Origin of the sequence: Ekhidna sp., assembly GCF_964218185.1 — a bacterium.
GTDB lineage: Bacteria > Bacteroidota > Bacteroidia > Cytophagales > Cyclobacteriaceae > Ekhidna.
On the sequence record NZ_CAXPLV010000004.1, the window covers coordinates 359,444 to 371,476 of the forward strand.

The 12,033-nt window shown below is 40.7% G+C and carries 9 protein-coding genes and 1 pseudogene; 7 read left to right on the top strand and 3 right to left on the bottom strand.

The window, feature by feature from the left end:
* Window positions 1–831 carry a hypothetical protein gene (locus ACEQZT_RS05410; protein WP_370088005.1) on the top strand — a complete coding sequence of 277 codons (831 nt, stop codon included), beginning with the start codon at window positions 1–3 and terminating at the stop codon, window positions 829–831.
* Here ACEQZT_RS05410 and ACEQZT_RS05415 read toward each other — a convergent pair.
* Window positions 828–2,681 (bottom strand): Ig-like domain-containing protein, encoded by a 1,854-nt coding sequence (locus tag ACEQZT_RS05415; protein WP_370088027.1) that lies wholly within the window; start codon window positions 2,679–2,681, stop codon window positions 828–830. The two genes, ACEQZT_RS05410 and ACEQZT_RS05415, sit on opposite strands and share 4 nt — an antisense overlap.
* 90 nt (window positions 2,682–2,771) lie before the next feature.
* A pseudogene (locus ACEQZT_RS05420) lies at window positions 2,772–3,749 on the bottom strand (polysaccharide lyase family 7 protein); the annotation flags it as partial.
* Between the two features lie 49 nt (window positions 3,750–3,798).
* Between ACEQZT_RS05420 and ACEQZT_RS05425 the strand changes: the two are divergent.
* The 5 genes from ACEQZT_RS05425 (at window position 3,799) to ACEQZT_RS05445 (ending at window position 8,898) form a co-directional block, all read left to right on the top strand.
* On the top strand, window positions 3,799–6,030 hold the full coding sequence (locus tag ACEQZT_RS05425; RefSeq protein ID WP_370088007.1) for a heparinase II/III family protein: 2,232 nt from the start codon (window positions 3,799–3,801) through the stop codon (window positions 6,028–6,030).
* A 76-nt stretch (window positions 6,031–6,106) separates the two neighbouring features.
* The gene (locus ACEQZT_RS05430; protein WP_370088009.1) at window positions 6,107–6,772 is read left to right on the top strand and encodes an NUDIX domain-containing protein; all 666 of its coding nucleotides are present in this window, start codon (window positions 6,107–6,109) and stop codon (window positions 6,770–6,772) included.
* 67 nt (window positions 6,773–6,839) lie between these two features.
* Window positions 6,840–7,868 (top strand): PfkB family carbohydrate kinase, encoded by a 1,029-nt coding sequence (locus ACEQZT_RS05435; RefSeq protein ID WP_370088011.1) that lies wholly within the window; start codon window positions 6,840–6,842, stop codon window positions 7,866–7,868.
* Between the two features lie 2 nt (window positions 7,869–7,870).
* Window positions 7,871–8,533: a bifunctional 4-hydroxy-2-oxoglutarate aldolase/2-dehydro-3-deoxy-phosphogluconate aldolase gene (eda, locus tag ACEQZT_RS05440; RefSeq protein ID WP_370088013.1), complete on the top strand. Its 663-nt coding sequence runs from the start codon at window positions 7,871–7,873 to the stop codon at window positions 8,531–8,533.
* Entirely contained in the window at window positions 8,533–8,898 is a 366-nt protein-coding gene (locus ACEQZT_RS05445) for a methylglyoxal synthase (protein WP_370088015.1), read from the top strand. The genes eda and ACEQZT_RS05445 overlap by 1 nt, the downstream gene beginning before the upstream one ends.
* Before the next feature lie 382 nt (window positions 8,899–9,280).
* Here the strand turns inward: ACEQZT_RS05445 and ACEQZT_RS05450 are convergent, their stop codons facing one another.
* A complete protein-coding gene (locus ACEQZT_RS05450) occupies window positions 9,281–9,841 on the bottom strand; it encodes a helix-turn-helix domain-containing protein (protein ID WP_370088017.1) in 561 nt (186 codons plus the stop codon).
* Between the two features lie 926 nt (window positions 9,842–10,767).
* On the opposite strand from ACEQZT_RS05450, the gene ACEQZT_RS05455 reads away from it, so the two are divergent.
* A partial coding sequence (locus ACEQZT_RS05455) for a hypothetical protein (protein ID WP_370088019.1) occupies window positions 10,768–12,033 on the top strand: 1,266 nt, incomplete at its 3' end.

The window sequence follows — 12,033 nt, forward strand, 5'->3', positions numbered from 1 at the left end:
ATGAAAACGCTGAAAAACCAACTTTTCCTCATTCTTCTAATGTCAGCCATGGGCACCCACTGTCAGACCGATTCCGGCTGGATAAAGATCGATGATTTTGAATCCAATAATCCATTGAAAAGTTGGACGCTTGCAGACCCCCAGAATGAAACCAACCCCAGAGTAGAAAATCCTCAAGTAACAGAAGTTCGAAGCGAAAATGGGAATAGCTATCTGTTGAAAAAGCCAGCTGCTGACGGAGTTGTGGGGAATCGAAAAGCGGTCAGTCTTAAACGACTTCCTGTAGATGTTCCTGTTGGAGAAATATTCACTTTTTATGTAAGGCTAAGGGTTGAATATTTCCCTAATAATCATGTTTTGGGATGGGGTAGTGCAGATCCAAAAGCGATACTTGAAAATGTGTACGATGGATTCGAACCTTCTTTAAGAGTGACCGATAGGAACGATCGGCAGCTACCCGAGAAAAATGATGGAACATTAATGGTAAATAAAGATCCCTGGTACGATCACATTTTCAATTTTACTGAAGATCGAAAGGCGAAACCAATGGAGCCTGACGCTTGGTACGAGATTTGGTGTGTAGCGGACAATCGAGTTCTGGCTGAAGGAGGCCAGAAGTATGATGTCTACATTAAGGGAGGTGATGAATTTCCTGTACAACAAAAAGTCTATGAGGGTGCTGATTTTCGAATGAAAAGAGAACAGCCTCTTCTGTATTTTCAGTCTACTTGCAACACCGGTCCGGTAAATGATCCATATGGGAATGGAGGTTTAATGTACGATGATTTGTACATGGCAGAGGGTGTGCTGCTAACCTCACCAATCAATTAACGATCAAGCAGAATTTTCAAAGATTTTGTTTCATTCCCGATCCTCAACTTGACGAAATAAAGCCCGTCTTGCAAATCTTTCTTTGGCGTCCAATCTATCGTATGATTTCCTTGACTTTGAACACCATTGATCAGCTCATCAACCTTCCTTCCGTTTATATCAAATACATTCAATGCTACGTGTGAGGGAGCAGACAATGCATATTCGATGGTTGCCTTGGTGCTGAGTGGATTGGGGAAAACGCTAAGCCCATTTTTGGAAAAAGCATCATCTATGGATAGCGCAATACCGAAATTGGCAGTAACAGACTTGTTTGAATTCATTGTCACGGTGATTTGACTTTCCGTTCCTGACGCATCTACACTCCAGCTCTCAAATTGATTCCCTGAATCAGGAATAGCAGTAAGTGTAATAACTGTCCCTTCTTTATATGCTCCTCCAGATGGATTTATAGAAATGGAGCCCTCGCCATTGACCGATGTTGTGAGGGTATAGATAGGCACAAAGGTTGCGGTTACATTTTTGTCCGCATCCATGGTGATACTTATAGGATTTTGCCTGCCTGATAAATCACCAGCCCATCCATCGAATTGGTATCCGGCAGAGGGTGTTGCGGTCAAACTAACCACAGTATTTTCAGCGTATGATCCGCCTGATGGATTTAGTGTTATGATTCCTTCGCCAGTCACAGAAGTCGTTAAATCATATTGAATACCTAAAGAAATATCAACTCCTAAAGATTTTGTGGTGGCCCCTTCGTTATCAGTGGCTACAGCAGTAAGCGTATAATCACCAGCCGGGACGCTGTTCCAAGTAAAAGAATACGGCTCGGTAGCATCTTCGCCAAGCTTAACATTCCCTTGAAAAAACTCAACTAAAGTGATGGTACCATCTGTATCGAAAGCATCTACATTGATAGTAATATCATCCCCCGGCACAAAGCTTTCGCCATTGGTAGGGGAGGTAATGCCAACAGAAGGTGAGTGATTTACTTGGGTTCCATCTCCTTCGTACAATTCGTCAAAATAAGCAGTGGCTTCTCCTTCATCCTGAAGGTAAACGCCTGCTTTCCAATAGCTCGGGAACGTCCAATATGAAACATCCATATTCGCCTTTTCATCCCCATCTATTTCAATGATCATATTGCCATCTACCAACCGAACATCAAACCCAAAATAGCCAGAAGGCGCCTCCCCTAAATCAACATGTGTGGTATTGTCTCCAATGGCATCTGTTTTTACTGCGGCCCAAAGGTGATTGACGGGCGTTTTCGTCAGGTGCTTGTAAATTCTTAAAAGAGGTTTGTTTGGTCCTGATCCTGCATTGGCATCATCATGAATTTGTACAACCGTCACCTGATCACAGGTTTGCTCCACAATTTTTAAACGTCCATGCAGGGAACGGTCACCTTCTGAAATTATCCAGTTGGCCTCATGCCTGAGCTCTGTACGCATACTTGTACCGGTCTGATTGAAGGCAACTTTATCACCATCTGCGACATAAAAGTTGTCTGATGAATAGCCGTTGATCAAATCTGATGATGTAGCAACGGTGGAGCTGGTAGGTGCCTGCAACTTACATCCAGCCATGAATGCCTGAAATCGTGGAATATCATACGGCGCGTCATATTCAGTAGGTTGGGAATTAATAATAATGTCAACTGCTGATGAAGTAGTGTTGGCTCCCTTATCATCCGTAGCGACTGCAGTGAGACTGTAGTTGCCTGCGGCTACATTTTCCCAGGTAAAAGCGTAGGGAGATGAGGCATCCTCACCAAGCTTGGTCGCTCCTTGAAAAAACTCAACTTTAGCAATAGTACCATCACTATCGGATGCAGTGGCAGTAATCACAATATCTTCACTTTCAATAAAAGTGTCGTTATCAGACGGACTGGTAATGCTAACGGTAGGTGCTTCATTTGCTGATGAATGTGTTACATCCAAAGCAAAAAAGGACACCTGAGCATAATCTCCCGGATCACCGGAATTGTTCTGATTGTAATTACCAGCTTTGAAATACATCCAGTCATCAGCAAATCCACTATCACTCATGTCCACAACTTGAACAACATCATCCTTGCCATCACGCATGATAGTTACTGTCAATGTATTTCCTACCACATCAATTTCATAGCTGAATTGTTCACCAAGTGCTATTCCGTCTGATGGATCAGATGCGCTGTTGCTTCGACTTCCGATCATTTCATACCATTGTTCTGAAGTGGTAGTCGGTTCGTGGGCGAAATAGATAGAGCCTTTGGAATTGCCAGGTAGTTTGCGATAGTACAATCGACAAGGCTCATCTACTGATGCATGTATTTGCCCAATGATTACCCTCCCCACTTTACTGGATTCTCCGGTGGTAGATACGTGATCCACAGCAACAGTTGCTGTCATTGTTCCATCCACGCCTCCAGAGGCTTCCTGGTTGGCCACACTGGATGAGGAAAACACCCAGTTATTTTTTCCTATTCCTTGTGTGCTGATACTGGTATTCCCAGCTCGAAGCATCTCCCGTAGTTCACTTCTGGGATAAGTACTTCCGCCGGTTTCTCCATCATTTGGACATCTGAAAACCATTGCACCGGTTGTTGGGTCAGTATAGAATTCGTTCTCGCTTTCAAATCCATTAACTAATTGTGTTTCACTTGCTTCTGTTTGATCAGGTAGCGTAACCTTCCATTTCGAAAGATCAAAATTTTCTCCAGGACTTAAATTGGGGTTTTGGGCATTGATATTAAAGCAACAAGCAAGTTGGATAAGAATAATCAATATGAATTTGCTAAGGCAGGTCATCTCATATCCCTCCAAACAATCTCTAAAACGGAAGCTCTTAGTATTCATATGTAGTATTTTAGTAAACTGTGTATTTAGTACACAAAATAATACATTTGTCTTGAATAAACGACTTAAATGCATTTATATTTTTCTAGTGCACGCAGGTCAAGAACTTAAACTTATTAGCATCATGACATTTAAATCAACCTTGATCATTCTAATTGCTATCCTTCTAAGAAGCCATGGTGTAGCTCAATCCATTCCGTCAGAGAGGGTGCTACCAATAGGTGATCTAACGAATTATTTAAAGGAAGAGGTTAGGAAAGAACTGAATGGTGCTGATCAGTCTGAATTGGCAAAATACTTCCGTGATAAATTCTCAGAGCGATTTTTCTATGATTACAATACCTTTTATGATCGTCTTCCGCATTACAATCTCCTGTATGCGAACCAGAATGGTCATAAAAGAGGAGCTCTGGATCACATGAGTAAATACAATGATTCTACCCAGTGGGTGATGCCCTTCAACTACCTGAATGGAGAGCCCGTTAACGCTTATGCCATGCGGCACCTGGCTCGTCAGCACAAGATGGTGGACATTGCCTTGCATTACTTCAATTCAGGAAAAGACCCTAAGTATATCCGCTATTTTGAAAATCAGATGCGCTCACTGAATGCCGCTCTACATGCTAATAAATATGAAACCATTGAGGATGGTAATGGAGTTTATGAAGCATTTAGGTCTGGATACCGCATTCTTAATTGGCTCTGGATTCACAATATGTTCTTAAATGAGGCTGAATATTCAGATCAAGACCAACTGACAACCATCGCGACACTTTTACAACACGGCCAACATCTTTATGAGCATAACGATCAGTTTAGCGCAGGAAATCATCAGACCAGAGGTGTGTCAGCGCTAGCGATGCTGGCGATCTTGCTGAGAGATTTTAAGGGAACAGATCAATGGCTCGAGCGTTCTATGCTCAGGTTAGGTGAGCATCTGGATCAGGAAATCAATGAGGATGGTTTTCAGTTTGAGCGATCGGTACACTATCATATGAGCGACATCAACAACTATTATTATGTGTATCAGCTCGCCAAAATCAACTCCATTAAAGTGAATTCGGAGTGGGAGGAAAAACTCAGAGGACTTTTTACCACACTTGTGAAAATAGCCTATCCTGATCGTTCAGCCCCGGTGCTTCAGGATGATACCGAAATTCCGTGGGGTGAAAAAAATGATATTTCTGCAGCCATGACTTTAGGATATCTGCTATTTGAAGATCCGGAATTTGGATACTTCGCAACAGATAAAGTAGATGACAGAATTTATTGGTTTTTGAATAACGATCAGGTCAAAATGTTAGAAGATATTGAGTCTAAGAAACCTTCTTATGGTTCATTGGCCTTCGAGGAAACGGGGTACTACATCATGCGTGAAGGGTGGGAGGAAGATGACAAAATGATGATTATTTCTGCCGGTTTAGATGACAAAAAGCCAGATCATCAACATGGAGATATGCTGGGAGTACAGGCAATGGCCAACGGTCATGCCATCCTTCCAAACTATCAGGTGCGATATTCACTGCCTGATTTTGAATTTTTTAAAAATTCAATGGTAAAAAATGTGGCTTTGGTGGATGATGTGCTACAGGGTAAGAAATATACTTCCAATAAAGGTGGAAGCGGATTTGGAAAATTTTTAGACCTTCCCAATCCTGAAGTGATAGCCTGGGAAACTAATGGTGACTTTGACTTTTTTGCTGGTAGCCACGATGGATTTGAAAATGTTGGAGTTGACTACACCCGTCAGGTGATTTATGTAAAAGATGCATTCTGGATCGTCAAGGACAATTTTTCATCAGATCAACCTCACGACTACAAACAGGTCTGGCAGGGCCATTACACACTTGAAAACGGACCCAACCTGCTTCGTGCAACCATGTCAGATGCTTGTGGTCATGACATATTTCAACTGGCTGATTCCGATGAATTAACCAGTGACGGAACCAGAGGCAAGCAATGGAGCGTGGTTTCCAAAGAGGATAAAAAGGACTTCAGTTTTATCACAATTATTTATCCGTATTGTGGTTACAGCAATCGATTGGATGAAGAAGCGGAAGATCTTTCAATAGCTAATTGGAAAGTCAATGATTCAGGGTGGGAATTAGGAGGTGATAACCCAACAAGTCTGGGTTCAGATGATAAAATCTATCTTTTTAATGTCAAAGAAGTCAACAATAATAACCTTTCCCTTAAGTCATTTGAAGCAGCAGATTTTTTTATTAAAACTGGACATGATCAAGTCTTGATTCATTTGTTGAGCGATCGCCCGGGAACCCTCGAAATTCAGACAAAAGGTGGCAAAAAGATGAGCAAATCCTTAAAGCCTGGTGAAGTTTGGAGCGTGAAATTTTGATCAATCTTATTTCGTAGGAGAACCGATGAATTGCTTTTCCTATTTTTAGGAATTAATCCCTGTAAATAAAAAGAACATGACCAAGCCAGGCCCAATGGATACCGCCGTTTCACCGACCTCATACGAGTGTACCATTGCTGTCGAATGTTGCGTGTTCGGATTTCAGGATAATGTGTTGAAAATACTCCTGGTTAAAAGGTCCATTGAACCATTTAAAGACCACTGGGTAGTACCCGGAGGAGTGATGAGAGAGGGTAAAACCTTATCTCAATCTGTAAATGATGTCCTTGAAAATTTAACCGGAATAAAAAAAATGTCTTTGGAACAGGTGGCCTGCTACAGTGCCGTAGATAGACATCCCGTTAAAAGGGTCGTATCGATTTCATTTTACGCGCTTGTAAAGCCTGAAAACTATCCGACCATACCAAAAAACTACATTTCTGATATCAAATGGTACGAATTGGATGAACTCCCCAAACTGGGATTTGATCATGATATACTCGTTTCTGACGCATTGAATAAGTTAAAAGAAAATCTTAAAGAGCATCTGGTTTTTGGCGAATTATTGCCCGATCGATTCACGCTAACAGAACTTCAAGACTTATATGAAAGTATTCTGGGAGAAAATCTGGATCGTAGGAATTTCAGAAAAAAAATACTTCAGATGAACCTTCTTGAGGATACAAAAGAGAAAAAGGTTGGGGTGAAAGGAGGCCCCTCTCTTTATAAACTCAAAAAGTGAATGGCATAAATGTATTTGTTTTTTCATTAATCTGTGTATAAATTACACAGAAGTAAAACAACACCCCATGAATACCAAGGTTGTCACTTTTGGTGAAATCCTATTACGCCTCTCAACTAAGAATGCCGAATTGTTTCAACAAGCGAATGAGTTGCAAACCCATTATGGTGGTTCGGAAGCCAATGTGGCGGTTAGTCTTTCCCGAATGGGAGTACCATCATCCATTGTTTCGGCTGTTCCTGACAATGAAATTTCAGAAGGGGCATTATCTACATTTCGAAAACACGGGGTGAATACCGAAGCTGTCTTAAAGACTAAGGAAGGTAGATTAGGCCTTTATTTTTTGGAGCAAGGGGCGGCAGTCAGAGGAAGCAAAGTAATCTATGATCGGAGCGGATCTAGTTTTGCTCTTTTGCAGAAAGGATCGCTGGACTGGAAAAACCTACTGGATGGAAGCTCCTGGTTTCATATTTCAGGCATCTCGCCGGCGGTTAGTGAAAGCGCAGCTCAAGCAAGCATTGAGGCAACAACGATTGCAAAAGAGATGGGTTTGAAGGTTTCTGTCGACCTGAACTTTAGAAATCAACTTTGGAAATACGGCAAAAAGCCTCACGAGGTGATGCCAGATATAGTGAAGCATGCAGATGTATTGTTAGGTGATCCGGCTTCAATCAATGTAATGTTAGGCACATCTATTCCAACCAAGCCATTCTATGCTTCAGCAGATGATTTATTACCATCATATAAAGTATTGAAAGGAGAGTTTCCAAATCTCCAACACATAGCCATGACACTGCGTACAGTGAAATCAACTAATCACAATTTGATTGGGGGTGCACTTTATCATGAGGGTAGCATGTATGATGCCAGGTCTGTGGATGTTACTTCTATTGTTGAGCGAATCGGAGGAGGAGATGCTTTTATGGCAGGTCTGATCTATGGACTAATTACAGAGAAGAATCTGGATTACACAATTAACTATGCCGCTATAGCATCGGTTTTAAAAATGACGATATCAGGAGATTTTAATTTCTTCTCTAGTGATGAAATAGAATCATACATGCAAGGTGACATGCAAGGAAAACTTAAAAGATAGTGATGCAATTGACCAAAGAAATGCTTCTGGAAAAGGTAAAGGAATCACCGATGATTCCTGTTTTCAATCATTCGGATAAGGATGTGGCCGTAGAGGTGGTTCGTGCCTGTTACCAGGGGGGTGCCCGACTTTTTGAGTTTACCAATAGAAGTAAGGAAGCAATCCATGTCTTCAAGTATTTACTTGATAATCAGAGCGAGTATCCTGAAATGATTTTGGGTATTGGTTCTATCTTGAATGTAAGTCAATGCAAAGCATATTACGAGGCTGGAGCAGCTTTCATTGTTTCACCAATCGTAGAATTGGAGACAGCTAAATTCTGCAAGAAACAAAATATTGCCTGGGTCCCCGGGTGTGGAACACTTACAGAGCTAGTTACTGCTGAAAGATATGGAGCAGGATTGCTCAAGGTTTTTCCTGCAGATGTGCTCGGTCCAAAGTTTATCAAAGGGGTATTAGGACCGTGTGGTCACTTGAAGTTAATGCCGACCGGGGGAGTCACCCCTGAAAAAGAAAATCTCAAAAGCTGGTTTGATGCGGGGGTGATTTGTGTTGGAATGGGCTCTCAACTGGTTTCCAAAGAAATAATAAACACGAGCGATTACGATGGTTTAGCCCAGCTTGTTGAGCATACTTTCAATCTAATTAAAGAATTAAAGTCATAATGGAGATAGCAATCATAGCACATGATGGTAAAAAAGCTGAGATGGTTCAATTTCTTTTGGATCATAATTCAATGTTATCCAAGGCAAACTTGACCTCAACAGGAACTACCGGGTTGCATGTAGAGAAAGCCGGCCTCAAGGTGAATCGCTTGTTATCGGGTCCGCTTGGCGGGGATGCCCAGATAGCTGCACTTGCCGCCGAAAAGAAAATTGATGCTGTTATTTTTTTTCGTGATCCTTTGGATAAACATCCGCATGAGCCCGATGTTCAAATGCTATTGAGGATTTGCGACGTACATAATATTCCACTTGCCACTAATCCCGCTACCGCCAGGTTGATCATAAAGTCACTTACACTTGTTTAATTATTTGGACTGCTTGATTGATATTCAAATGATAAATTAGTTCCCTACGGACTGCATAAAAGCCACTCAATTTTGAGTGGCTTTTTTTGTTTAAACTGTCCCTATCAATTCAGAAATTCTTAACCCCATTCACCAAGTGAGTTTCGGGTCTAAACTAGGATGATAACCACCAAGTTGGCCGGAAAACGAAGATTCAGAGAGGTTTGGATGATCGAAAGGTTAATTGGATGGATTTTTTTAAATTGAAAACTTTCGCGAGGAAATTACTTTTTGCAATCTTCAACTTCTGGTTACCTCCACTTTATAGGTCGCCAGTTGCGCCTTGTTTCAAATTGAATTTTAGTTCTTCCGGACATTGGGATTGCTAAAAGAGTTCGTAGATCTAAAGGTCTTCCAGGTTAACCTTCCGTTTATTTTTCAATTGCTTGTAAAATGTAGGGGTCAGGCCGGTGATCTTTTTGAATTGATTAGATAGGTGGGCTACACTGCTATAATGTAGCTTATAGGATATCTGTGTTAGGTTCAACTCGTCATAAATCAACAACTCTTTGACTTTTTCTATTTTATGAATAATGATAAATTGCTGTATGGTGATGCCTTTGACCTCCGAAAAGATGTTGGCTAAATAGGTATAATCGTATCCTAATTTTTCGCTGATGTAATCGGAATAATTGACTTTAGGTAGCTCGTCGGTATAATGGATCATTTCAATAATGATATTCTTTACCTTCTCAATTAAAATACTTCGTTTATCGTCAAGCAGTTCCAGCCCTGACTTTTTAAGGTTTACTTTTAGCTGATACCTTTGTTCATCCGTAATATCTTCCAGGATCTCAACCATTCCCAAATCAACAATCACATAGTGTAATCCCAGTTTTTTCAACTCTTCCTTCACCATAAGTTTGCATCTTAAACTGACCATGTATTTGATGTACAACTTCATTTTAAATTCATTGATCAGTGTTTACATAGCAGCCTGAATCCACAGACAATTCACTGTGTTTTTTTAAGCACCCAATGGAGACAACAGAATAGGAAGTGTTTACCTGATAGAGTTGAATTCATCCCAGATAAAGAGATAACGTACTTAGGTTTGGAATAATTCAGGTATCTGATTTTCAAGGGTACAATGATCCCATGTTAGGTCACTCTTCAGTAAATTTTTATCTCTGATTTTTTAGGATTGAGTTCCATAACTCCCTCAACGGAATGATTCTTCGAATCAGGGGATTAGATTAAGAGTTTTATTCATACGCTATCTGGAGATGCAACATTACACTTTTAATAATATGCATCACGGCTTAGATAAAAAGCCGTGATAATTTGTTTTACCAATCTTTTACTCATTTGTTAAAAAGATAATTGGTAGGTAGCAAAAAGTTCCCCTACAGACTGTTTTTTTATGCCGTTTTAGTATTTATTCCACCTATTTCTTCCAACTACAGCTTATTCGTTCTTTTTAAAAATTGGTAAATGGCATAAGTCAGGTAAATGAAAAATATTATCATTTGATAATGTTTATTTCAATAAACGTTAATTACTACATTTGGCAATTGTCTAAAAAAACGTTTTCATTTGAATTGAATTCATAGTTATGGATCATCATGGCTATTCATTAATTCATGATTGAGATGGTAATAGTTATTTACAATGAAAGACCTCAAAGTAGAAAAGGGGGTATTTCTGATGATTATCCCTTGCCGTTTATCAGCTTTTCAGCTTGCAGGTACTCAATAAACACCTTTGATCACACAAGTTTAGGGTTTGGTAGAAATTATTATCAAATGATAAAGTTTGATGTGTTACTTTGTATATAGTGAGTAAAGGTAAACTTAGGTTTAACCCTGTTAGCGTCAACCATCTAACCTAATGTTGAAGAGTACTGCAATTTCAGTTTTCTTGCTGTTGTTGGTAGGACAATCATTGGCTACCGAAATACCCACATGTGGTGGAGGTACCGCAGATGCCAATGCTGAGGATGGAATCGAAATTGCTGATGGAGTATGCGCAGTACTTTATGAAGACATTGCCACGGTTGATGGAATTTTAATTCAACCTGGAGCTACACTGACCATTTATGGTGATATCACTTCCCTTACAGACAAAATTGATATTAATACTGGAGGTACATTAATCCTCTATGGAAATATTGACGGCATTACCAATGGAATAAAGATTGATGGTGGTGTCTTAGAGATATACAGTAACGTAATTGTTTCAGATGGATTTGATATCAAAGCTTCTTCGAAACTGGTTGTAAATGGAGGTAATCTTACTGTTGTAAATGGTGATGGTAAATTGAGTGAGCCTTCCTCAGAGTTAGAAATGTTCAATGCCAGCACCATTGAAATTGTCGATGGGGCGTCTAAAATAGACAATTCAAGTAATGGTACGATTACTTCAGATAACACTGGTAACACCATTGAAACTGATACCTGGGATGGTGGGCAAGGTGATTTTACTTGTTCTTCAGGTACTTGTTCAGATTTTGCTTCCTCTGCCCATGTTACAATTACAGAGTCTGGTGGTCGAACCCTAACTTCTGAAAGTGGCGCAAATGATTCGTTTACTGTTGAGTTATCCGGTGGATTGACTTTAGGAACTGTCACGGTAAGTTTTGTTTCCAGCGATCCGGGAGAAGGAACTGTCTCACCTAGTTCTGTCTCGTTTTCATTGGGTAACATGGGTGCAAAAACAGTGACAGTTACCCCGGTAGATGATGCACTAGATGATGGACCTCAGTTTTACTTCATAACTGCAACAACTTCAACATCAGGACTAAGTATTCCTGATTATGATGGAGTTCCTACTCCAAATATTGGAGTGTTGAACTTAGATGATGACATTACTGCCGGCTACACGTTGAGCAAGTCGACTTCCACGATTACCGAGGGAGGCAATGATACATTTACGATTGTGCTGGATGCCCAGCCTGCTACGGACGTAGTGATCGATTTGAGCAGTGACGATGCAGGCGCTGCGAGTGTGAGCCCCACAAGCCTGACCTTCACGAATGCAAACTGGAGTGACGCCCAGACGGTGACGCTCACACTCGCAGCGCCTGCATCGTCACTGCTCAAATCGATCACTACGTCCGTAGCAGGCTGGGCATCCAGCACGATCGTAAATGTATCA

Excerpts from the sequence above, each read along its gene's own strand:
- ACEQZT_RS05410 (WP_370088005.1), top strand. The coding sequence starts at position 1 with ATGAAAACGCTGAAAAACCAACTTTTCCTCATTCTTCTAATGTCAGCC.
- ACEQZT_RS05425 (WP_370088007.1), top strand. The coding sequence starts at position 3,799 with ATGACATTTAAATCAACCTTGATCATTCTAATTGCTATCCTTCTAAGA.
- ACEQZT_RS05430 (WP_370088009.1), top strand. The coding sequence starts at position 6,107 with ATGACCAAGCCAGGCCCAATGGATACCGCCGTTTCACCGACCTCATAC.
- ACEQZT_RS05435 (WP_370088011.1), top strand. The coding sequence starts at position 6,840 with ATGAATACCAAGGTTGTCACTTTTGGTGAAATCCTATTACGCCTCTCA.
- eda (WP_370088013.1), top strand. The coding sequence starts at position 7,871 with ATGCAATTGACCAAAGAAATGCTTCTGGAAAAGGTAAAGGAATCACCG.
- ACEQZT_RS05445 (WP_370088015.1), top strand. The coding sequence starts at position 8,533 with ATGGAGATAGCAATCATAGCACATGATGGTAAAAAAGCTGAGATGGTT.
- ACEQZT_RS05450 (WP_370088017.1), bottom strand. The coding sequence starts at position 9,841 with ATGAAGTTGTACATCAAATACATGGTCAGTTTAAGATGCAAACTTATG.